Here is a 23,227-nt window from a genome sequence, read left to right as displayed (position 1 = left end):
GACGAATGCTAAAAAAATTTTGCAGTCCTTGTATTATGATAATGGTACAAAAGAGGTGCCGAGATGAAATCCTTTTACCGATTGCTTCAACATGAATTTCAACTGCTGTTGCGGCCAGTTCTGGTGCTAATATGCCTGGCTATTTTGGTTCCCTTGCCGCTGCTTAGAGGGGTAACGAAAGGGTTCACCCCCTACGCTCCGAAGATGAGGTACGAGGAATTGTTTGCGTCATCCGGTGCGGAAACCATGTTTTTTGTGATGGTCATATTGTTGTTCGCAAGCTTTGCCGTTGTGTTCTATGGGAGTTATTGGCGCAGCAAGAGCATTTATACGTATTTGTCGCTGCCGGTGCGCCGGGAGTATTTGTACATCGCCAAGCTGCTTGCTTTTGCCATCTGCATTCTCCTCTTGATCGCGGCGGAGTTGATCGGAATTCGCTGGGGTTATTCGTATGCAATCGGCAGGCTGGAAACGGAAAGCGGCAACGCGTTGATGCATAACGGTTTGTTTCTTGCTTTTGTCCGTTCCGACTTTTTTCGCTTTCTGTTTCCCGTCAGTTTCAGCCGGATTTTCTCCAGCTTCTCTCTTATACTGTCGGCGGCGACAGGTACGTATTATGCCGTATTGTGCGAACGGAGCCGGCGGTTTTTCGGACTAGGAGCGGTTGCCGCTGCGTTGTACCTGATCCTTCGCGTCGCAAGCTATCGGCTAAACGAAACGGTTCTATATTACACCGCCAAAAGCTTGTACCCGAGCAGCATCCTGCTCCTGCTTCTGGGTGGTTTCTTTGTTTGGCACAGCATCGTTCTCTATAAAAAAGGGGCAATTGCCTAGAGCATCAGAACGGAGGAATGGCGGATGAATAACAATACGGACTGGAAGAAATGGTTGGGGAGCATCAGCCGTCATGCCGCAATACCCACTTTGGTATTGGCTGTTATAGCCATCGGCGGAATTGGCGGGGCGGTGTACGGCCAAAAGGATCAGAGTTCCTTTTATATAAAGGATATTGCAGGAGACCGGCAGGCCCTTAAGGAAGTGGTGATTTCCGGTGAACTGAAAGACGGGTTTCATTCCAACCGTTTTTCCATTTCGAATGGGCAGGTGTTGGTCGAAACGGACGTTTATGAGCAACCTGAGCAGCCGGATCTATATCGGTATTCACGGGGTGGTTTCAAACGTATCGGCAATCGGGAATATGAAGTACACGGACTTGGCACGTTTTCGATTATGGCGAGGGAAAAAACGCCAGGGGGAAGATATGTTGGCTCTACCTCAGCTGTCCATCCGGCTTTGGTTTTTCCACCAGGTCAATCGGAAAATTCCGCCAGTATCAGCAACGTATTGGAATACGGCCTGGCGGCGAGCGGCGACAACATCTATTTCACAGCGCCGGTAACGTGGGATTATGGCGGCCGGACGGCTATTTACGAGTGGAATCAAAAGGATTTTACGGCTACTGGCGATCCCGCCGATTTGCCCCCTGCCCGTACGGTGGCGGAATGGGACCTGACTCCGGCTGAGGAGGATTCTGTGAAAGCGATGGATGTGTTGGGCCTGGAAGCCGTCGGCGATAAACTCGTGGTTGTCACGATTCAAAACGGGGAACTGCTGCTCCGCGCTTACGACCGTAAGACCGGCAACTTTGCCGGCGAAGATCGGGTGCCTGGAATCGACATCGGTCACAACATCAACAGTGGCGAGAACCAGCCAAAAGGCGAGATGAGCTATGTAAGCGAACCGTACCAGGCATTCAGCGACAACGAGGCGGGTACTCTGACCTTGCTCTTCGATAAGACCGTCATGCCGGAGGGGGCATGGGCGATGAAAATCGTATGCTTTCAGTTTACGAAGGATGGCATAATCACGGCGCAGAACTTGGATGTAAACGATACGGATGTCCAGCAGGATCGGTACTACGGCCAAACTATGATGGATTACCGGGATGATAAGCTATATTGGGTGCGAACTGTTCAGGATAACCGGTTATATGAAGGGGATTATGCCCACGACCAGGTATTGCCCAAACACCTTTGGGTAACCGTGTATAAGGATGGGCAATCGCTCTATAAAGGAGAGTTGGTCACCGATCTCAATGAAGACACGAACGCGTTTCTGACGATGAAGGAATTCAATTACGATCAGATGAAAAACCGCAATTTTGCCAATTTGGCTATAAGCGGGGCCGAATAGGGGGAGCAAGAATGATCGAGCTTCATTATGTGGAAAAGAAATATGTTTCCGGCGAAAGGGCTCTTTACATCGATCATTTGACCTTAAATGCGGGAGAGATCGTTGGCGTCCTCGGAGATAACGGAAGCGGCAAAACGACGATGCTCAAGGCGATGGCGGGGATGGGCGAGCTGACGAATGGAACGATAACCTTTGACGGCAAGCCCGTTTCCGAGAGATATGCCGATCTGGCTTTTATTACGGAGGAGGGCAGTTATCTTCCGCAGATGACGCCTCATGAGTACGGCGAATTTCTCCGGGGTTATTTTCCGAAATTTGATGAAACGTATTATGAAGAGCTGCTTCGCTTTTTTCAGCTCGACCCATCGAAGAAAAACCGTTCCCTTTCCAAAGGTCAGCGGGCCAAGCTGGAGTTGGCTGCCGGCTTTGCCAAACGGGCGACGTATATCCTGATGGATGAACCGTTTCTCGGAATGGACCAAACGACTCGTACCGGTTTTCTTAAAATGATAGCGGCGGGGCTTACAGGAGAGGAGACACTGGTCATCTCTACGCATTTTACCGAGGATTTCGCCAACCTGTTTGACCGGGCTTTGCTGCTTCATCACGGCCGTATTCGGGATAACGTCGCCGTCGACGACCTGCGGCAAGAGGGGAAAACATTGGAGCAATTTTTGGCGGAGAGGCGTGCCATGTGGCTATAAAATGAAATTGTCAGTCTGACCGTTGTCAGCCGGAGGAAGAGTATGATATATTCTTCTCGACACTTATTAAACATATTTAAAAAGTTGTCGGACGAGGAGTTGATCAACTTGGAGGAAGAAATCGAATTTTACGGAATAACGAAACCGGCGAAAGCCGCTATTTTAAAGGGAATACGGGCATGTCTCATCGATAGGGAAAACGCGACGAAGGTGGAACTCAGCCAGAAGCTGGGCCTTAGTTTCCCGACCATAAGCAAATTTCTCGCGGAGATGGAAAAAGACGGAGAGATCGTTTCGGCGGGAATTGATGAATCCAGCGGCGGCCGTCGAGCGCAGCGGTACGCGTACAATCCGGAAAACCGCCTCGGGTTGGCGATCTTTTTGGAAGGAAACGAAACGAATTATTCGATCTTCAATTGCTTTGGGGAAGTTCGCGAGTTGGGGGTTGCACCCAGCTTGTTGAAGGGCGATATCTCCCAATTAACCGGAAAAATCGCGGATTTGATCGCGAGACGCCCCCACATACGGGCGATGGCCGTCGGCGTTCCCGGCTCGGTGGATAAAGGGAGGCTCATCCATATCCCCGGGTATCCCGATTATAACCGCTTTGACTTGAAGACGTACCTGGAAAACCGGTTCGCACTGCCGACTGCAGTGGAGAATGATATGAACGCGGCGGTGCTCGGTTTCTCCAAAAAGCATCCCAGCCGATCTTCCTTAGTTTATTTGTATTCCGGCCTTAACGGACCGGGAGCGGGAATGATCATCAACGGATCGGTGGTGCGCGGCAGCACTTCGTTTTCCGGTGAGGTCAGCTATGTGCCCCAGTACGACCGGTTGAATTTTCATCAGGCTTTGCAATCAAAAATGGACGGAAAAAGGCTCAAGCTGGATGACGACGGGAAGATTGACGCCATCAGCCGCTTAGTGGCTGCCTATACGGCTATCATCAACCCTCATGCGGTCATCCTTAATCAAGAGGAAGTGGATGATAGCATCGTCAGCAGGATTGCCGCAAGAAGCGCCGAGTATATTCCAGCGGAACATCTCCCGCAAATCGAGATCAGCAACTGGGAACAGGACTACTTGGAAGGGCTGAAAAGCATCGCCTTAGACCTCGTGATATCGGAAATAGCAGAGAAGCGGGAAGAAACGAACATCGAGCCTCACTAAACTTATACAAAAGGACAGATCAACGAACATGGCGACTTTTTTTCTGATTATCATCTATTTGGCATTTATCAGTTTGGGCTTGCCTGATTCTTTGCTGGGAACGGCTTGGCCCGTCATGCAGCCGGAGCTGGGAGCGAGCCTGGACACTGCCGGCCTGCTGTCTATGACGATTGCGGGTTGCACGATCATCTCCAGTCTCGCCAGCGCCAGAGTGCTGAAGCGATTCGGCACGGGCATGGTTACGTTTGTCAGTTGCCTGCTGACGGCCGCCGCACTCTTCGGATATTCATATGCACACTCTTTGTGGCTGCTTGTCCTGATGTCCATTCCTTTGGGCTTAGGCGCCGGGGCGATCGATTCGGGTTTGAATAATTACGTGGCTACCCATTATAAAGCTCATCATATGAGCTGGTTGCACTGTTTTTGGGGTGTGGGAGCGACCTTCGGTCCGATCATCATGGCCGGGTTCATTTCCGGAGCGGGCACTTGGAGAGACGGGTATTTAACCATTGCGGGCGTGCAGGGCGTTTTGGTGGTCATTCTCTTTTTCGCGCTGCCCCTGTGGAATAAAGTGGCCAGCTTAAGTAGCGGAGCATCCCAAACGCATGAAGCTGTCAGTACGGAAGAAGCGATTGCTGAAATGGCCGCAAACCCGGAAAAGCCCCTGCGCATCAAAGGGGTGAAGATGGCCATGCTTGTCTTCCTGTTCTATTGCGGCGTGGAAGCCGGGGTCGGTTTATGGGGAGCGAGCTTTCTCGTGGAAAAGAAAGAACTGGCGGCTTCATCTGCCGCCCACTGGATTTCTCTGTACTATGCAGGGATCACCGTCGGCAGATTCATAACCGGTTTTATTACCCTCAAAATGAGCAATAAGGCGCTGATCCGCTTGGGTCAAACTATCGCCCTAACCGGTGCCCTGCTAATGCTGCTTCCGCTGCCGGAAGGCTTTATGCTGGCTGGCCTCATCCTTACGGGGTTGGGCCTTGCGCCGATTTTCCCCTGCATGCTTCACGAAACGCCGGTGCGCTTCGGCAAGCGCCATTCCCAGGCGATCATGGGCTATCAGATGGCTTTTGCCTATACCGGAAGCACGTTTTTGCCGCCACTTCTCGGTCTTACCGCTTCCTACACGACCATCGGCATCTTCCCCTTCGTTATCGCGATTTTGGCTGCCGCTATGTTTTTGGCCGCGGAGCGATTGAACGGGCTTATGCAGCGAAAGCAAAATCCGCATTCCAAAGCGCTCTGATTCTCCTGTCAGATGAAGCAGGTTTGTGACGTTATAGGTAGAATAAGGAAAGAAATTAATTGAAAAAAAGGCGGACGGAACATGGCGCGGGAAAATGCGGTGATTACGACTATTTTTGCGGAAGTGGGAAAGATGGTGATTGGCCAGGAGCAGGGGCTGCGGATGATGGTGGCGGCGCTTTTGGCGGAAGGTCACGTGCTTTTGGAGGATGTGCCGGGAACAGGGAAGACGACGCTGGCGAAGTCGCTGGCCCGCACTTTTCAAGCCCGGTTCAACCGGGTGCAGGCGACTCCCGATCTCTTGCCCCAGGATTTACTGGGAGGGCTTGTTTATCGCCCGCAAACGGGCGAATTTGAGCTGCGTAAAGGTCCGATCTTTACGCAGTTTCTTTTGTTCGATGAAATCAACCGGGCTACGCCCCGTACGGCTTCCGCGCTGCTTGAGGCGATGGCGGAGGGTCAAGTGAGCCTGGATGGCCAAACGGAGAAGCTGGAGGAACCGTTCTTCGTCATCGCGACGCAAAATCCGCTGGAATCCCAAGGCGTATTCCCTCTGCCGGAAGCTGGTCTAGACCGGTTTCTCGTCAAAGTGAAGCTGGGTTATCCCGAGTTGGCTGAAGAATCTCGCATTCTGGAGCGTTTTCGCGGGGATAACCTGCCCGAACAGCCGGAAGCCGTCGTCACTCCTGAGCAGCTTAAGGAATTGCAACAGCAGTGCCGGCGAGTGCGGCTGTCCCCGGATGTGGAAACGTATTTACTCCAGCTCGCCCGTCGAACGCGGGACGGGAAGACTTTCACAGTCGGGGCGAGTCCCCGGGCTAGTCTGGCGCTGATGGCGCTATCTCAGGCGCTGGCTTGGATAGACGGCCGGGACTATGTTACGCCGGACGACATCAAGGCCGGGATCGTGCCGGTGTTTGCTCACCGGGTTCAGCTCACTCCGGAACGGCGGGCTAAGGGTGAAACAGAGGAGTCGGCGCTTACGGCGATATTGCAACAGCAGCCTGTGCCGGTGGAACTGGAGCAGTCGCGCTAACATCGGGAGGTTGATGGGCTGTGTTTTCACCTTTTTTATTGTGGATCATACTCACGCTTTTTCTTTATGCCGTGTGGCAGGTACCGGAAGTCTTAGGGAAACGGGTATATCCTCAGGTTCGTCTTGACGTGGAGGTGGAGCAAGACGTGGTGGATGTCGGCGAAGCCGTCATCGTTCGCTGCCGCTTGTCCAATCCGACCCGGTTTCCTTGCGCCCGCATAAAGCTAAACTTTCTCTTGCCCCAAGAATTAGGCGGCGCCGGATCGGATGATGACCGCATCGGGCTGGAAACCTATCTATCTTCCCGGCAAAACGCAGAGCTAGTTTTTACCGTTCATGCGATGGAACGCGGATTGGCGCGGCTAAACGATGTGACGCTGGAATTTACCGATGTGTTTGGGCTACGCAAGTCGGAGCGGACCGTGTTCACCGGAGCGAAAGTCATCGTCCGGCCGGAACGCGGTCAGCCCCTTCCCGTGGCGAACGCTTTTCACGAGCTGTTGGGTGAAATCCGCACCAGGCGGTTTTACCAGGAAGACCCGAGCTTGTTTACCGGCATTCGGCCTTATCAGCCGGGAGATGCGTGGCGGAATGTGAGCTGGCTTGCCACGGCAAGAAGTGGGGAATTATTGGTGAAGCAGTTCGGGTATACGACGGCATCTCGGGTGCTGATTTTGCTAAATGGGCAGATGCACAACCAATATTGGAGGCTGGCGCCGAAAGGCCAGACGGACATCCTGTGCCAGCGTCTGGTTCAAATCGCCAGCAGCCTGTGCGGCGAAGGGGCTGCTGTAGGCTTGTTGACCAATCTGAAGGACAGCTATACGATGAGTCTATATGAAGCTCCCGCATCCGGCAGCGATCAGCCGATCCGTCTTGCCAACCGTATGGGAGGCTTGTCGCAGTTTCCCATCATGCCTTTGACGGAGTTGATGCATATCACTTCCCGTTATGTTCATGCCGGAGATACGGTCGTTGTACTGACGTCTTATTGGAATGAAGAAGGCGCCCGGGCTCTTGGGGAATGGAACCGGATGCACCGAAACTTGATCGTCTATCGGGTGATCGGCGACGAGGAGTTGCTGCCGTTACCCGGCATTTCCGTCATGACCGAGCGCTTACCTTACAAGGAGAATAGAGATAAGGAGGCGGTCTCATGAAACTCCAAGACAGGCTTCCTTTGCTTTTTGCTCTTCTGGAAGGTGGCGTTATCTGGACTTGGGTGGCGCTCATGACTGGTTATTCCCGGGGGTCAGAGGAACTGGCCGCGCTGGCGGCTTTTCTGCCGTATATGCTTTTCGTCCGTTGGACGATGCAGATCGTCTATGAAAAACGGAACGTTCGAGATGCGGCAATTACCGGAGCGGTACTGATCGGTGCGGCGGCTTTTGCGCTTTTTCTCGGACTCGGGACGGATGCGTTTCTTTTCTGGGCGTTGATGGGCGGGTTATTCTTCGTATACCGGTATGCCGCTTTTTTAAGGGAAGATGAGAAGCTAGAGGATCTGTTCACCAAGCAGTTTCGTTTGGAAATCATCGGGGTTCCCATTTTGTGTGTCATCGGGATTGCAGGCGGCTCTCATAGTCTGACGGTTGGCGCTGCCATTGTCGGGTATTTTCTTTTTCGCGGTCTGTCGCTGGTTCTGGGTCAGAGCTATGAACGGGGAGCCTGGTTTTTTGAAGGCAAAAGCTTTATTTTCGCCGTAGGGTTAACCGCCGTCTCTCTCATCGTGCTGGTCGCTCCCGTCTTCCTGCTGATCCCGCTTGCTTGGGTAAGCGCAGGCATTCTTTATGTGCTGGGTCCTCTGATCCGCGCGGCGCATTTGAGTCTGCCCGAGCATAAGGGGGAGAACGGCGCAGGCAAAACTGCCGATTCCTTGCGCGAACAGTTGGAGCAAAGCCAGTCAAACGGTTCTCATGGATTATATGCGGTTCCCGCGATCGTATGGATTGCCGCTCTTTTCTTTGTTGGGGTCGCCATTCTCATCATCGTATTCCGGAGAGAAAAGCAGGAGGAGAAGGAGGATAAGGTGATGCCGATCGTGGATGTGCGCATTTCTCGCAGCAGGATTCCGGCAAAGCGGAAGGCGATTGCCTTCATGGGAACGGTATCGCCTGTTCGCCTGCTTTATCAGCGCATGCTGCGGGCGATGGAGCAAGCGGGATTGCCTCTGCGTGCTCATGAAACAGCCCGAGAATATGCGTACAGATTGCGTGAAGAAACGGGACAGGCCGGGTCGTCGTTCCATGGGGCCTTGGATGATCTGACCGTTATTTATGAAGAAGCCCGGTATGACACGTCTCAGGAGCAAGCAGGTTTTGGTAGGAACGGACAGGAAGATGGCGGGAACGGAAAGAGCACATCGATCCGACGTGAAGAGAGGGAAATTCAAGCAAAAGCGGCGTTGAACCGAATTTTGGGAGCAGTGGGTGACGTAAAGCAGCATCCTAAAACCGAAGGGGATCCTCATGGATAAAGGATGCGAGAAGCCGGTTTACACGAGTGGATTATATCGAATCAAAAAGCGAGGCATGGAGTAAAATCCTGCCTCGCTTTTTTGCGCGGGCATCAGCCTTTCCGAAAGGACCGCTCATGAAACGCCGTGATGTCCCGGAACAGCGACTTGCCGTCATCGGTAACGCGAAAGTCCGGCGCAAGGGGTAAATATAGCGCCCGGTACGGCTCTGGCACCCATATATAAGAATGGACATAGGAGGTGGGGATGAAGCCGCATCGTTTCCAGAAACGAATCCGTTCCGCGTTCTCCGCCGTATCCTCCGCTTCTGCTTCGATGATCAAGGCAGAGACATCGTGATTTTGCAACGCCCAATCGCGGATCAGGGCGACGAATTGCTGACCGAGTCCTTGCGACCTGTTTTCCCGGGCGACCGCTATATAATCAAGAATAAGTTTCGGTTGTTTTTGCGTATCTGACAATCCTGAAATCGCCATTACTGCAGGTTCCTGCCCCACATAGCCGGCATGCAGATAAGCGATTCCCCGCTCCACCATTTTGCGCAGGATTGCTTCCGGCTTGGCCCCATGAGGGAAGGCTTCCCTGTAAATGGGACTGAGCTTTTTCCAGAGTTCTTCGTTCCATTCCGTATACGTTTCGCATATAAGCTCCATTGTTTCTCCTCCGGCATATCATGATTTCTTTTTACCATCATACCCCTTTTCGGTCTGGCCTACGATGCTTCCCTTGCATAAAAAACTCTGTCGGTACAGAAGGTAAGCAGCGTGGTTTGTTTTACGCAGACTAGGTACCCGAAGATATGAAGGAGTATGAGCGGAAAATGAAACGGATGATTCGGTATATTCCCTTTTTTCTTTTATTGGCGATATTGACGCTAGCCGTTCCGGCGCCAGCGGTTCAGGCGGCACCTGACGATCGGATCGTGATTAAATGCTCGCCGGACGCCTTATACACGACTTCGATGCCGCTGCCGAAGAAGTGGAAGGTTCCCCTGCAAAATCTCCCACAATCCCTTACGGCGGTTGTACCCGTTTCGGATGTCTATTTGCAAACGGCAAAGCGAACTTATGTCCTTGATGAAGATTTCCGATTGTACGATCCAGCGGATTCAATTGTGTACACGCTGCCCGCTGCCATCCGAAAACAACTGCGCAAAGACGCCGCTGCTCTTAAAGTAAAGCACTATGGAAGGCTGATGTCCTGGCAAGAAGCACAAACGGCGATCCCGCGCATGGCCTTCATCACTGTGACGGATGTGGAAACCGGGCTCCAATTCCGCGTGCAGCGCCGGGCAGGCAGCAGCCACGCGGACGTCCAACCGTTGTCCCGGGCGGATACGGCGATTATGAAGGATATTTACAGCGGGGAGTGGAGTTGGAGAAGAAGAGGGATTCTCGTGCAAAAAGACGGCGGCGAAGTTATCGCAGCCTCCATGCACGGTATGCCTCACGGAGGCGACGGCATTCCCGACAACGGATTTGACGGGCATTTTTGCATCCACTTTTTGGGCAGCGTCACCCATGGCAGCGGGAATCAGGACCCGGATCATGAGGTGATGATCCATAAGGCGGCTGGCCAGCTCATTCCTTATGTCCGGCAATTCTCCCCTGAACATTTGGCGCAATTGGTCGTAATCGGTATTAATCAACAGGACGCGGAGCTGTTGTCGGTGTTGTTTGCTGATCGGAACAAAATGGTAACGATAGCCCGGCAGTTGGATTTGGCTCATCTCGGCTCGCTTCGGGATATCTCCATACGCTTAACCGAAACGCCAGAAAACGCTCCGCTTACCGCCGAAGCGGTCGTTCATGCTACGGCCCACCGCAGTGGGGGAAAGCGGCCCATCACCATGAACCTCGGGTTCGCAAGATCGGCTCCCGGCTTACCGTGGGCACTTGATACGATATTGCTCCGATAAAGGAGAGTCGACCTGATTGCACAAATTGATGATGATTCTAATATTCATGTTGACGCTATCGACAAATTTTGCCTATGCCGCTTCAGAAACGTCTTTACCCGCCGCCGCTGCTGCTCCGCCTTCTGCGGCACCTCATTCCTCAAACTCGAAGTCTGCTCCATCTGCTCCGACGGTTCCGTCTCCGGCCTTAACCAGCAGCAACTTGACCATTCAATACGATGATCAAGCATTGATCGTGGAACGGGATCAGCTGCAGTTTCCTTTATGGGGGCTGCCGGATATGGAGGCGGTGGAGCGGCTGACTGCCCGCTTTCGCAAGCAAGTGAATATTGCGCCGCTCAATGCGAAATGGAAGGGCGGAGACCATTTTATTTCCGGTCAAAACGGAAGGCGGCTGGACGATCATGCGTTTACGGAGCAGGTTCTCGGCTTTCTTATGCAAAGTGACTCGGCTACGATTGAAGCTCCGACGCATCTCATCCATCCGAAAGTGACGACGGAGCTGCTTACGGAGATTACGCATAAACCGATCGGCTACTACGTGACCTTCTTTAATTCAGGGAACAAAAGCCGCTCCCATAATATCCGCCTTGCTGCCGAAGCCATCAACAGCGCCGTTGTCTTTCCTGGAGAAACGTTTTCATTTAACGGGTTTCTTGGACCTCGCACGCTGCAAAAGGGTTATAAAAGCGCGCCGATCATCGTCAAAGGGGAAATGGCGGAAGGGGTTGGCGGCGGGATATGCCAGGTTTCCTCCACCCTATTTAATGCGGTGGACCGGGCCGGACTAAAGGTAGTCAGCCGTTATTCCCACAGTCGCAGCGTTTCCTACGTGCTGCCGGGCAGGGATGCGACAGTCAGCTGGGGCGGACCGGACTTCGCTTTTCGCAACGAGTATCATCAGCCCGTCCTTATTCGTGCCATGGTTTCCGGCGGCAGCCTGCATATCATGTTATATTCATCGGAGTCCATTGTAACGAAGCCGAAAAATGTGCCGCCCGCATCGCACCAGCTTCCCGAGGAAGTACCGAACTCCCAGGTGATTCACCCGAAAACGGAGGAGTAGCGGAAGCACGACGCTTGGCCAAATCTGTGAACAAACGTATATCCCGAACTGCCGCAATACCTTAATCTGGAGGATGGTTTGATGATCTTTCGGATAAGGGGCAAATTTCTATGAATCCATACTTCACTTTGCAGCCTGTTGGCAGCGGAATTTGGGCGGTATTTTCTGTACCGGGAAGTGGAAGCGTCGGTAATGCGGCCATCATCGATTTGGGCGGCACGGTGGTTATTGTAGACACCTTTGGGCTTCCCGAAGCAGCATCCTATTTGAAGGAAACGGCGGAGCAATTAACTGGTCAAGCCGTCGATTACGTGATCAATACCCATTATCACGGGGACCATCATTACGGCAACCAAGTATTTTCTGGCATTAGCCGTATTATTTCAACGGAGAAAACGCGGGATTTTCTGACCCGCAACGTTCCGGCAGATTTGGCTTCTTGGCAATCTGGATTGCGAGGTCAAATTGCATCCTTGCAGTCGGTTGCTGATGCTGCAACGGATTTTCGGTTGAAAGAGGCGCTTCACTTCGAGATTTCGGAAAAGACAATCTTGTTGGCAGCAACCCCCGAGATTCGCCGGGTGACGGCTGATCTGACGTTTACCGATGAAATGGTTCTATATGGCAAGGAACGATTGATTCGGCTCATCACATTCGGCGGGGGGCATACCCTCAGCGATGCGATGGTTTATATCCCCGATGCCGGAATGTTAATCGCCGGAGATTTGGTTTTGGGCCGGTTTCATCCTGCCATGCTGCATGGAGATGCGGAAGCCTGGAGAAAGATACTGGATCGGATCGAAGCCGAACTGCTGATCCAGTCCATCATCCCAGGGCATGGTTTTGTGACAGACGGCCGCAGTCTGGAAGAGATGCGACGATACTTGAGGGATATCGAGGATCATGTCCGGCAAGCTGTAACGAGCGGTGAAACGGTTGATTTTTGGCTGGGTCGGGGCATTCCTTCTCTTTATGATGAGTGGCAGGGGTCCCATGTTTACGAATGGAATTTTCGCTGGCTGTATGATCGGATGAAGGAAGGCAGCAATAGTTTGTAGATCATATTGGAACGATCCGCTCTTTAAATAGATGCGGGTCGTTTTTTTATTATTTTACAAATACTTTATGGTTCCGCTACAAAACCTTCAAATGAGGAAAATAATAGGAAAACATTCCCTTTTTATAATCAGACTCGTGAGGAAGGGAGGCATGTCGATGAATCGGGTGGAGAGCGAACTGCCCTTTACGCGGCTGCGGATAAAACGGCGTGTGAAAGCAAGATCCCGATCCAGCCATGCCCAAAGCATGCATCGGTTAAGGTGGAAAGAGAACATGTGGGGGTACCTCTTTTTATTTCCCTCCATCTTGATCTTCGGCATCTTTCAATTTTATCCGATGCTGGAATCGGTCTATTTAAGCTTACATATGACCAGTCCCACCGGAAAAATCGTCGAGTTCGTCGGCTTAAGCAACTTCAAAGAGCTTTTCGCCGGGGACGGATTCGTGGAAAGCCTGAAGGGTACTGGATTATTTACACTATATACAGTCCCAGCTGTGGTAGTCATGGCGCTGTTGTTGGCTGCGTTGACGAACCGCAATACCCGGGGGATGAAGCTGCTGCAGCTTATTTTCTCCATGCCGGTGGCTTTATCGGTGGGCACATCCTCAGTTATGTGGGGCATGCTGTTCCATCCGACGACAGGGATGTTCAATTATTTTCTAAGTTTGCTGTCCATTGATCCGGTGATGTGGTTGACGGACCCGAAATGGGCGCTGCTCTCCATTTCCGTCATGACGATATGGATGAACAGCGGATTTGCCTACATCGTGCTGTTAAGCGGTATGAAAGGAATACCTGCCGATTTGTACGAATGCGCCAAGTTGGACGGGGCTGGATCGTTCACGAGGTTTTTTCGCATCACACTGCCGCTTTTGTCTCCGACGGTTTTCTTTGTCGGCATTATCTCGATCATAGGAGCTTTTCAATCCTTCGGGCAGATTCACATTCTGACAAAAGGTGGCCCCATGCAATCGACGGACGTCATGGTGTACTCCATCTATCAGGAAGCGTTCACCAATTTTCGCTTCGGAACCGGCAGCGCACAAGCTTTGGTGCTGTTTGCCATCATATTGGTTCTTACCCTGCTGCAGTTCCGTCTGCTGGAGAGGAAGGTGCATTACCAATGATTCTCTCTCTGCCGCGTTACGCCGCATCCGTGATTCGTTGGTTGCTTTTACTGGTACTGGGCGTGCTGGTCTTGTACCCCGTCTGGTTTACGATTGTGGCATCGTTCTACACACCCGAGGAAACTGCCGGCTTCCCGCCTCCGTTTCTTCCGGACCGCTTGTATTTCGAAAATTTCGCCCAGGTCATTCATTTAGTGCCCATCGGCAGATTCATCGCCAACAGCTTCAAGATTTCTTTAGCCATTATGCTGGGGCAGTTGGTCATCGCCAGCATGGCGGCCTATGCCTTTTCCCATCTGCGATTCTTCGGAAAATCCTTCTGGTTTGCGCTCTTTCTTTCTACCATGATGATTCCGTGGGAAGTGACGATCATCCCCAACTACTTGACGATGAAACATTGGGGCTGGATGGATTCCTTTCAAGGCTTGACCTTGCCCTTCATGGCTTCCGCCTTCGGCACGTTTCTTCTTCGGCAGTTTTTTCTCCAGCTTCCGGCAGAGCTGTTCGAAGCGGCGCGTATGGACGGCTGCGGCCACGTCCGCACCTTCCTTCGCCTCGTTTTGCCACTTTCCCGCCCGGCTCTTGCGACGCTTGCGGTATATGCGTTCCTGAATGCATGGAATATGTACTTGTGGCCGCTCTTAATGACCAATAGCGAATCGCTGCGGACGGTGCAAATCGGCATCAGCATGCTGCAGTGGGAGGAATTTACCTCGTGGAATTTGGTGTTGGCGGGTGTGACCTTGGTTTTGTTGCCTTCTCTAGTGCTGCTGGTAGCCGGACTCAAGCAGTTAGTTGGTGGGATTACCGCCGGCGCGTTGAAAGGTTGAATGTTCGATTCGGTCCGAAGCGCTACCGTCCAAAGGATGCGTATGCGGCGGTCGATTGATATAAAACGATACTTAGTGGGGAGAGATTGAAGAATGAAAGCTGTAGGCAAAGCACTGTCCATTGTATTGGCGGCAGGAATGGCACTCTCACTAGCAGCATGCGGAGATCAAAAAGATGAAGGCAGCGATGCGTCGGCAGCAACGGCTTCGGCTTCACCTGACAAAACGGCAGCGACAACGGTTCAACCATCAGCATCGGCGGAGCCGACCAAAACGGCTGAGCCGGTTAAGGTCGTCTGGTGGCATTCTATGAGCGGCGAGTTAGGGAAAGCGGTGGACAAGCTGGTGGCGGATTTCAATGTGTCGCACCAGGATGTTCAGGTGCAGGCTGTTTTTCAAGGGACTTATGACGAAAGCCTGAACAAGATGAAGGCATCTATGGACTCCAAGTCGGGTCCGACGATGATCCAGGTCTATGAGATCGGCAGCCGCTTCATGATCGACTCCAAAACGGTGACCCCGATTCAAAATTTCATCGACGCGGAAAGCTTCGATACCAGCTCCTGGGAACCGAACATTTTAAGTTACTACACGCAGGACGGCAAGCTGTACTCGATGCCTTTCAATACCTCGAATCCGATTCTCTATTACAATAAAAACATGTTCAAGGCTGCCGGCCTGGATCCGGAAAAGGCTCCCGCAACCTTTGAAGAGGTAACAGCAGACGCCAAAAAGCTTACGGCAAATGGGAAATACGGCGCTTCCTTCGCCATTTACGGCTGGTTTATGGAGCAGTTTTTTGCGAACCAAGGCGCTGAATACATCAATAACGGCAACGGCCGCACCAGCCTGGCCACCGCATCCAATGCGGCGTCCGACGCCGGCGTCAACACGCTCACCTGGTGGAAAGATCTCGTTGATAAGAAAAACGCTATAAACCTGGGACGAAAAACCGACGACACGAAAAAGGCTTTTGCCGCCGGTCAAGTAGCGATGGTTCTCGACTCTACTGCTTCTTTGCGGGGAATCGTCACCTCGGCGGAAGGCAAGTTTGAAGTGGGCACCGGCTTTTTGCCGAAGCCTGCCGCAGCGGGGGAAGGCGGCGTTATCGTCGGCGGAGCCAGCAACTACATTTTGAACAACCGCCCGGAAGCTGAACAAAAAGGCGCCTGGGAATTCATCAAATACCTCGCCTCACCCGAAGTGCAAGCGGCTTGGCACATCGCCACAGGATATTTTCCGATCACGACTAAAGCTTATGATGTGCAAAGCGTAAAAGACAACATGGCCAAATACCCGCAATTCAAAACGGCTGTCGACCAACTCCATGCCACCAAAATCAGTAAAGCGACCCAAGGCGCCGTGATGGGCGTGTTCCCGGAAGCTCGGCAAATTATGGAGGGTGCCATTGAAGAAGCGCTGAACAACAAGAAATCGCCGAAAGACGCTCTGGATGGCGCCGCCAAAGAGATTACCTCCAAGATCGAACAGTACAATAAATCGGTAAAATAGTAGGACGATGCAGTCCCCTAATAAAAGCCTTGCGATTTTCCGGCTGTTTGCCGATTTCGCAAGGCTTGTTTCTTTTCCTCGGAGCAAAGATTTGGTACGATGGACGAGACGTTTGAGCATATCGTAGGAGACGGCAAAGCCGTCGTTCACCTGTGAAGATTGAGGAGGTTTTTGGTTTTATGATCCAAGTGCTGTTCGTTTGCCTTGGCAATATATGCCGTTCGCCCATGGCGGAAGCAGTTCTGCGGCACAAAATAACGGAAGCGGATCTCGATGACCGGATTCGCGTCGATTCGGCGGGGACGGGCAACTGGCATGTCGGGCATCCGCCCCATAAAGGTACCCGGGATATTTTGAAGAAAAATAACGTGTCCGATTCCGGCATTTTCGCTCGTCAGGTACAGGAGAACGATTTTCGGGATCAGCATTATATCGTTGCCATGGATGCCGCCAATCTGGCGGATTTGCGGCGTATAGCGCCGGCTTCCCATCAAGCCGAGGTTTCCTTGCTGATGGATTATGTGTCAGGCAAGGCGGGGGCGGAAGTACCCGATCCTTATTACACCGGCAATTTTCAAGAGGTTTATGAGATGGTGGATGCCGGTTGTGACGCGCTTTTGGCTCATATTCGGGTAAAAGAAAAGATCTAAAAAAGTTGAACGGAAGAAACGGGTGAAGGAGCGGTGAAACCGATTGTTCTGGTAAAGAATCAGCGGTCGCCTTTGCGATCAGATTCCTACCTTTAAGGAATTGCCTAATCAGGGAATCTGTGCGTGGGCAGCGACTCTCCAGAATAATCAGGTTTTGCAGGGGCTGAATCCATACAATCTTAAGTTCAACTTATTTAATGATGCAAAACGGAATAGGTGATGAGAGAGATGAGCTTGAACAGAGTGGGGATCGACGCGGGAGGTACATTGGTTAAAGTGGCGTACAGCCGGGACGGAGAGCTGCATTACCGGAAGTTCCCGTCGCGTTATTTGGCGGAAGCGGCCGCTTGGGTAAAGGAATATGTTCCGGAAGCGGCGGTATGCGCCACTGGCGGCAAGGCGGAGTGGCTGCAATCCATGTTCGCACCCGAACAGTGCAGCATCCTTCCCGAATTTACAGCGACATGCAGCGGCGTTCAGCACCTTTTGAGTCTGACCAAAAATCCGCCGGAATCCTACATCTTAACGAACGTTGGAACGGGAACGTCCATCCATTACGTGGAAAAAGATACGCAAATCCGTATCGGCGGAACCGGCGTGGGCGGAGGAACGATGATGGGACTTGCCGCTCTATTGACGGGCGTGGACGACTTTTCCCAAATGGTGGAGGCGGCCGCAAAAGGCAAACGCAGCATCGTCGATTTGTTGGTACAGGACATTTATGAAGGATCGACGCCGCCGATCATTGGAGATTTGACGGCTAGCAATTTCGGGAAAATCCCGCTAGGCAAAGGGGACGGAGTTTCACGGGAGGATATGCTGGCCGCGGTCGTCGGTTTGGTCGGGGAGACGGTTGCGACCACGAGTATTTTCGCTTCCGGCCAGTACGGAACGTCGGACATCGTTTATATCGGTTCCACTTTCGCCGATAATCCGGTTTTGCAGGAAGCGGTAGCGGGCTACACCCGCTTTAAAGAGGCGAACCCGCTGTTCGTGGAGCATGGCGAATACAGCGGGGCCATCGGCGCGCTGCTCGCTTGCCAATCTTGATCCTCTAGGAGGTAATCAGTCGTGAATATTTTCATCACCGGGGCAAGCCGTGGATTGGGCTTATCGTTGGTTGAACACGGACTAGCAAAAGGACATCGCATCGCAGCGGCAGTCCGTGATCCGGATTCGCTTTCGGTACGCTTTCAGGAACTAGAACGGAGTTATCCGGACAAGCTGCTCATCGTCCGCATGGAAGTAAAAGATGAAGATTCGGTTCGTGCGGCATCGGAACAGGTGCGGAAACAATGGGGAACCGTGGATGCCCTAGTTAACAATGCCGCCGTGTTGTTGGGACGGGAACAGCTCTTGGAAAACCTGTCCCTCGCCGACATGGAGGAGACGTTCCAGATCAATCTTTATGGACCCGTTCGGGTGTGCAAGCACTTTTTACCGCTCATCTCTGCCAGTGGAGACAAGGTGATCGTCAACATCAGTTCGGAAGCGGGAAGCTTCGCGAATGCTTACGGCGGTGATTATTCCTACGCCTTGTCCAAAGGCGCCTTGAACTTGTTCTCCGAGCATCTGCGCCGGTACACCACCGGGCGGGGCATCCGGGTATATGCCGTGCATCCCGGCTGGATTCGGACGGACATGGGCGGCGCTGCCGCTCCCGGCGATCCCGCGGAATCGGCCAAAGGAATACTTGCTCTTATCGAGGGTGAGGTCATGGCAGGGAATGTAGGCGTCTTCATCGATCATCGGGGAGAACCGATGGCTTTTTAATCTTGTTGGGGAGGCGGATTCTTAAGTGCAATTGGAAACCGAGCGGCTAATCATCCGCGAATATGAAGCGGCAGATGTCGATGCCATGCAGCGATACTGCGCAGATCCGGAAGTGCTCCGGTATACACTATGGGGACCGAACACGCCGGAGATGACCCTTAACTTCATTAATATGGCAGCGGACTATCGGGCAGAATCCCCCCGTATGAAATACGAGGTGGCTTTGACGCTCAAGGATAGCGGAGAACTCATTGGGGGTTCAGCGTTATACATAACGGGATTCAACGGGGAGATCGGGTACACGCTCAACCGAAGCTTTTGGGGCAAGGGTTATGCCAGCGAAGCTGCGGATGCGCTTCTTGCTTATGGGTTTGCCCATCACGGGCTGCACCGTATCTTTGCGACCTGCCGCCCGGCCAATGCCGCTTCCGCTGGCGTCATGAAACGAGTGGGTATGACCCGTGAAGGCCGAATGAGGGAGCATCTTTGGGCGAAAGGGCAATGGTTCGATTCGGAGCTGTACTCCATTCTGGTACATGAGTACGCGGGGAAACAAAAGGCGTAAAGCGAGGGACGTTTTCATGGAACTGCTTGCTGAAATCGGCGAAGAAGTGTTAGAAGTCGAACATTTGCCCGTTTCGGGCAGATATGGCGTTAGAAAGGCGTCCCGGGCCATCGTCTTGAACAGCGACAACGAAATCGCCCTGCTCTATGTGGCAAAAAGAGACTATCATAAACTGCCGGGAGGCGGCGTTGAAGAGGGGGAGGATGCCCTCGCGGCGCTTCACCGGGAAACCGCAGAGGAAGCCGGAGTAAAAATCCGTGTGACTGGCGAAGTCGGAGCCATCATCGAATACCGGGCGCGGCAGGAGCTGCTGCAGCTATCCTATTGCTATACGGCGATGGTGGAACGGTTTTTGGACGGACCGGCATTCACGGAAAAAGAGCAGCTCAACGGATTCTCTCTCATTTGGGTGCCGATTGATGAGGCTCTGGAACGGATGGCAAAGGACAGGCCTCAGGACTACACCGGACAATTCATCCATAAACGTGATTTACTGTTCCTGCAAAATGCGATGGAGTTGATTCAGGAACAGGCGTAAACATAAAAAGCTGCAGTTCACAGGCCGACGTTACGGGCTAGGAACTGCAGCTTTTTTTGCGTTGTGCGAGCTTTGTTACCGGAAGAGATCAGGTGCAGCCTGGGGCGTATCCCAGCCGGGTCCCCGGCCATATTCCGGCATGCCCGGCAGGGTCATCCCGCCGTCTACCTTCAGGGTGACGCCGGTGATGTGTCCCGCCCGGCTGGAAGCCAGATAGGCGACGGATTCGGCCACTGCCTCCGGGGATCCTACGCCTAGTGGAATCCGGGAGCCGACATCTTGCCCGGCTGCACCTCCGGCGGTGATGCCCGAAGCGATGCAATTGACCCGGATTCCGTGAGGGGCAAGCTGCAGCGCCAGCGATTCCGCCGTCCGATGCAGGGCGGCGGAGAAGGAACCGGGCAGTACGTTGTTTTTGTAAGCTTGCAAGCCGTGAACAGTGGTGACGAACAGGATGGAGCCGGATACCCCAGCGTCAATCATCCGGTTGGCGGCGGCTTTGGCGAACAGAACGGCGCCCCTGTAGTTGATCCGGTACAGCCGATCCATCTGCTCCGTTTCCGTTTGCGTTAGCAGATCAGGTGCACCTTCAATGGCGCAATAGACCAAAAGCTCCGGCACGCCTAACTCATCTGCCGCTTGTGCAAGAATCCGCTCAGCCTCCTCGGGTTGCTCGAAATCAACCGGATAGGCGGCGAGCTGGCTGGCCGGTTTCCCGTCGGCATCATTCGCAAGCCGCGCCATTTCCGCTTCGGCCGCATCCGTGTGGGACGGGTAAACGAGAGCGGTTCGGTAGCCCTCTGAAGCGAGAGTTTGGGCGATTGCAGTAACGATTCCGGAGAGAGGCCCGGCTATAAGTGCGGTTTTCGCTGTCATGGATATACCTCCAGACGTTCCGTAAGTTGGCTTATGAGTTCGATGGTATTACGGCGTGTTATACGTACCGTCGGGTAGACGGGTTTGTGTCCAGCGAGTCACGGAGTCGTCGCATGGGAAACGGGCGGCCATTTTTTCGTCGAGTTCGATGCCGAAGCCTGGCTTGTTGTTAGGATAGACATATCCGTTCAACAGCATGGGGCTTCCCGGGAACATTTCCGCCAGCCGGTCATCGATGCCGCTCCATTCCTGTATGCCGAAGTTATGGGCGTTTATATCCAAATGAACGTTGGCAGCATGGCCGACAGGGGAGACGTCACCGGGTCCGTGCCAGGCGGTTTTCACTCCGAACTGCTCGCAAAAAATAGCCAGCTTCCGCGCCGGCGTCAAACCGCCGATTTGGCTGATGTGCACGCGGATAAAATCGATCAGCCGCTTGGCGATGAGGTGCGTCCATTCCTGGGGATTATTGAACAGCTCGCCGATGGCGATGGGAGCGGCGCACTGCTGGCGCAGGATTTCGTACCAATGGTCCTGCTCCGGCGAAAGCAAATCCTCCAGGAAAAAGGGACGGTACGGCTCCAGGCTCTTGGCCAAACGGACAGCATCTACCGGCGATATTCGCTCGTGGGAATCATGAAGCAGCTCTAAATCGAAGCCCACTTGGGAGCGGACGTGATCGAACAGCTTCAGCGTGTTTTGTATGTATTGATCCGGGCAGTAATAGATGCCGTCCGCCGAATGGGGCGGAGTATTGAGACTGCTGGCTTTGCCGCCGTAGCCGCCGAATTGGATGCGGATGTGCCGGACGCCTTGGGCTTTGTAGCGGTGGACGTTTTCCACAACCTCATCCAAGGTAGCCCCGTCGGCATGGCGGTAAACCGCGGCACCTTGGCGGGACTTGCCCCCGAGCAAATCGTAAACCGGCATGGATGCCATTTTTCCCTTGATATCCCACAGCGCCATATCCACGCCGGAAATAGCGTTGTTGCTGATGGGGCCGTTGCGCCAGTAGGCGTTGCCATTCATGAGATGCCACAGATCCTCGATATCGGCGACAGACCGGCCGATAAGAAGCGGACGCAGATACTCTTCCACCACAAGGGTGACGGCTTTGTAGCGGTAGGCGAAGGTGGCGCAGCCAAGGCCGTAGAGGCCCGGCTCGGTGGTTTCAATTTTGACCACCGTCAAATTGGCGCCGCTCGGGTTGGTGTTGATGACCCGGATATCGCGGATTTTTACGATCGACATGGATGATTCCTCCTTGGGTTAGCTTCTGGCTGGTCCCGTGGATGTACGGGGAATTAAGTCGACTGGAATGATGCGAGACGACGGACCGACTTCGCCGGACAAAATCAACTCCGCGAGGGTTTCGCCGATTTTCGCGAAGTTTTGGTCGACGGTGGTAAGCTGGGCGCTGCCCGTGACAGCCCAATCGATGTTATCAAAGCCGGTGATGTTCATCTGCTGGGGAACGAGGATCGACAGGCTGCGGCAGCACATGTACACATTGAAGGCGACTTCATCGTTCTCGCATTCGATGGCGGTCACTCCCGCTTTGTACAGGGAGTTGATGATGTGCTTGAGCATCGGATAGTCGGAGTTCAGATTCATGTTGATGAATTGGGGTTGGACAGCGATACCCCGGTCTTCCAGACATTTCGCGAACCCGTTGTAACGCTCCCGGATACTGGACACGTCGTTAGTCGAATAACGGGACAAGTAAGCGATATTCCGGTGACCGTAATCGACCAGATGCTCCGTGAGTTTGTAGCCGCCGCTGAAGTTGTCGCAGACGACGTTGCTCAAATAATCGATGTCATGGGGCTTGTCGAGAATGATCACGGGTTTGCCTTTGTCCGTAAACTGTTTAAGGATGTCCAGATGCAAGTCATTCCCGGAAGGATAAAAAATAAGACCATCCACATGCTGCGCCAGCAGCCGCTCTATCAGCTGTTGTTCTTTCCGCGGGTCCGGTTCGCAAATGTGCATGGTCAAATGGCAGCCTCGCTCGGAAAGCCGGTTGGTGGCGGCTTCGATGGTGCGGAGCATGCCGCCTTGGGTGATGGCGAAAGGCAGCGCGAAGGCGATGATTTTACCCTGTGCAGCAACTGGTGATCCTTTGGATCTCATCCCATCGGTACCGGAGTCCGCCTCTTTGCGGACAAAGCTGCCGACGCCCCGTTTGCGGTAGAGAATGCCTGCCCGCTCCAACTCTTCGATGGCGCGCTTGGACGTAATGCGGCTGACGCCGTATTGATCGGACAAGCTTTTTTCGGTACAGATGGGCTCGTCGTAGCTGAACTGCCCTCGTTTGATCGTTTCAAGAATATCGTCAATGATAATTTGATATAAAGATTTTCCTGGACTGGTTTGCATTTTCTCTCCTTGGAAACGAGAATGGGAACGGTTATAGTATATCAAACGAGAAGGTGAAGTCAATTCTTTACTCGCAAAAAACACGGTTAAAACGGGATTGTTT

At 53.1% G+C, this 23,227-nt stretch carries 23 protein-coding genes; 19 read left to right on the top strand and 4 right to left on the bottom strand.

The genetic code is table 11. The annotated features are described in order from the left end of the window. The first annotated feature begins 63 nt into the window (after positions 1-63). From TJ79_RS15905 to TJ79_RS15870, 8 genes are all read left to right on the top strand, one after another. Positions 64-834: a hypothetical protein gene (locus TJ79_RS15905; protein ID WP_040951321.1), complete on the top strand. Its 771-nt coding sequence runs from the start codon at positions 64-66 to the stop codon at positions 832-834. Between the two features lie 24 nt (positions 835-858). Beyond that, positions 859-2,193 carry a hypothetical protein gene (locus TJ79_RS15900; RefSeq protein WP_040951320.1) on the top strand — a complete coding sequence of 445 codons (1,335 nt, stop codon included), beginning with the start codon at positions 859-861 and terminating at the stop codon, positions 2,191-2,193. 11 nt (positions 2,194-2,204) lie between these two features. After that, positions 2,205-2,897, top strand: a complete 693-nt coding sequence (locus tag TJ79_RS15895; protein WP_040951319.1) for an ATP-binding cassette domain-containing protein — start codon at positions 2,205-2,207, stop codon at positions 2,895-2,897. A 108-nt stretch (positions 2,898-3,005) separates the two neighbouring features. Then, a complete protein-coding gene (locus TJ79_RS15890; protein ID WP_238323029.1) occupies positions 3,006-4,070 on the top strand; it encodes an ROK family protein in 1,065 nt (354 codons plus the stop codon). Between the two features lie 28 nt (positions 4,071-4,098). Continuing rightward, positions 4,099-5,319 (top strand): MFS transporter, encoded by a 1,221-nt coding sequence (locus TJ79_RS15885; protein ID WP_040951318.1) that lies wholly within the window; start codon positions 4,099-4,101, stop codon positions 5,317-5,319. Positions 5,320-5,400: 81 nt separating this feature from the next. Continuing rightward, positions 5,401-6,354, top strand: a complete 954-nt coding sequence (locus TJ79_RS15880; RefSeq protein ID WP_040951317.1) for an AAA family ATPase — start codon at positions 5,401-5,403, stop codon at positions 6,352-6,354. A gap of 20 nt (positions 6,355-6,374) precedes the next feature. Further along, entirely contained in the window at positions 6,375-7,514 is a 1,140-nt protein-coding gene (locus tag TJ79_RS15875; protein WP_040951316.1) for a DUF58 domain-containing protein, read from the top strand. Then, positions 7,511-8,830: a DUF4129 domain-containing protein gene (locus TJ79_RS15870; RefSeq protein ID WP_040951315.1), complete on the top strand. Its 1,320-nt coding sequence runs from the start codon at positions 7,511-7,513 to the stop codon at positions 8,828-8,830. Before TJ79_RS15875 ends, TJ79_RS15870 begins: the two co-directional genes overlap by 4 nt. 92 nt (positions 8,831-8,922) lie before the next feature. Here the strand turns inward: TJ79_RS15870 and TJ79_RS15865 are convergent, their stop codons facing one another. Further along, positions 8,923-9,483 (bottom strand): GNAT family N-acetyltransferase, encoded by a 561-nt coding sequence (locus TJ79_RS15865; RefSeq protein ID WP_040951314.1) that lies wholly within the window; start codon positions 9,481-9,483, stop codon positions 8,923-8,925. Positions 9,484-9,650: 167 nt separating this feature from the next. Here TJ79_RS15865 and TJ79_RS15860 point away from each other — a divergent pair, with 167 nt between their 5' ends. The 11 genes from TJ79_RS15860 to TJ79_RS15810 all read left to right on the top strand — a co-directional run bounded on the left by TJ79_RS15860 (position 9,651) and on the right by TJ79_RS15810 (position 19,869). After that, positions 9,651-10,748 carry a hypothetical protein gene (locus tag TJ79_RS15860; RefSeq protein ID WP_052339641.1) on the top strand — a complete coding sequence of 366 codons (1,098 nt, stop codon included), beginning with the start codon at positions 9,651-9,653 and terminating at the stop codon, positions 10,746-10,748. 16 nt (positions 10,749-10,764) lie between these two features. Next, entirely contained in the window at positions 10,765-11,814 is a 1,050-nt protein-coding gene (locus TJ79_RS15855) for a VanW family protein (RefSeq protein WP_238323028.1), read from the top strand. Positions 11,815-11,924: 110 nt separating this feature from the next. Beyond that, on the top strand, positions 11,925-12,872 hold the full coding sequence (locus tag TJ79_RS15850; protein ID WP_052339640.1) for an MBL fold metallo-hydrolase: 948 nt from the start codon (positions 11,925-11,927) through the stop codon (positions 12,870-12,872). A gap of 157 nt (positions 12,873-13,029) precedes the next feature. Continuing rightward, the gene (locus TJ79_RS15845) at positions 13,030-14,001 is read left to right on the top strand and encodes a carbohydrate ABC transporter permease (protein ID WP_040951313.1); all 972 of its coding nucleotides are present in this window, start codon (positions 13,030-13,032) and stop codon (positions 13,999-14,001) included. Continuing rightward, the gene (locus tag TJ79_RS15840) at positions 13,998-14,831 is read left to right on the top strand and encodes a carbohydrate ABC transporter permease (RefSeq protein WP_052339639.1); all 834 of its coding nucleotides are present in this window, start codon (positions 13,998-14,000) and stop codon (positions 14,829-14,831) included. Before TJ79_RS15845 ends, TJ79_RS15840 begins: the two co-directional genes overlap by 4 nt. Before the next feature lie 93 nt (positions 14,832-14,924). Then, the gene (locus TJ79_RS15835; RefSeq protein WP_040951312.1) at positions 14,925-16,343 is read left to right on the top strand and encodes an ABC transporter substrate-binding protein; all 1,419 of its coding nucleotides are present in this window, start codon (positions 14,925-14,927) and stop codon (positions 16,341-16,343) included. Between the two features lie 179 nt (positions 16,344-16,522). Beyond that, positions 16,523-16,993, top strand: coding sequence for a low molecular weight protein-tyrosine-phosphatase (locus tag TJ79_RS15830; RefSeq protein WP_040951311.1), 471 nt, complete (start codon positions 16,523-16,525; stop codon positions 16,991-16,993). A gap of 228 nt (positions 16,994-17,221) precedes the next feature. After that, positions 17,222-18,043 (top strand): type II pantothenate kinase, encoded by an 822-nt coding sequence (gene coaW / locus TJ79_RS15825; RefSeq protein ID WP_040951310.1) that lies wholly within the window; start codon positions 17,222-17,224, stop codon positions 18,041-18,043. 21 nt (positions 18,044-18,064) lie between these two features. Then, the gene (locus TJ79_RS15820; protein WP_040951309.1) at positions 18,065-18,766 is read left to right on the top strand and encodes an SDR family oxidoreductase; all 702 of its coding nucleotides are present in this window, start codon (positions 18,065-18,067) and stop codon (positions 18,764-18,766) included. Between the two features lie 25 nt (positions 18,767-18,791). Continuing rightward, complete coding sequence (locus tag TJ79_RS15815; RefSeq protein WP_040951308.1) at positions 18,792-19,331, top strand: GNAT family N-acetyltransferase; 540 nt, start codon at positions 18,792-18,794, stop codon at positions 19,329-19,331. A 16-nt stretch (positions 19,332-19,347) separates the two neighbouring features. Next, entirely contained in the window at positions 19,348-19,869 is a 522-nt protein-coding gene (locus TJ79_RS15810) for an NUDIX hydrolase (RefSeq protein WP_040951307.1), read from the top strand. 75 nt (positions 19,870-19,944) lie between these two features. On the opposite strand, the gene TJ79_RS15805 is transcribed toward TJ79_RS15810, so the two are convergent. Genes TJ79_RS15805 through TJ79_RS15795 form a run of 3 tightly spaced genes read right to left on the bottom strand, consistent with a single transcriptional unit; the run spans position 19,945 to position 23,124 of the window. Continuing rightward, positions 19,945-20,745, bottom strand: coding sequence for an SDR family NAD(P)-dependent oxidoreductase (locus TJ79_RS15805; RefSeq protein ID WP_052339638.1), 801 nt, complete (start codon positions 20,743-20,745; stop codon positions 19,945-19,947). A gap of 48 nt (positions 20,746-20,793) precedes the next feature. Next, positions 20,794-21,996, bottom strand: coding sequence for an enolase C-terminal domain-like protein (locus TJ79_RS15800; protein WP_040951306.1), 1,203 nt, complete (start codon positions 21,994-21,996; stop codon positions 20,794-20,796). 18 nt (positions 21,997-22,014) lie between these two features. Then, on the bottom strand, positions 22,015-23,124 hold the full coding sequence (locus TJ79_RS15795) for a substrate-binding domain-containing protein (RefSeq protein WP_040951305.1): 1,110 nt from the start codon (positions 23,122-23,124) through the stop codon (positions 22,015-22,017). Between the last annotated feature and the right edge of the window lie 103 nt (positions 23,125-23,227).

It is taken from the genome of Gorillibacterium massiliense (assembly GCF_000455485.1).
Lineage (GTDB): Bacteria > Bacillota > Bacilli > Paenibacillales > NBRC-103111 > Gorillibacterium > Gorillibacterium massiliense.
This window is presented reverse-complemented; position numbering and strand designations above follow the sequence as displayed.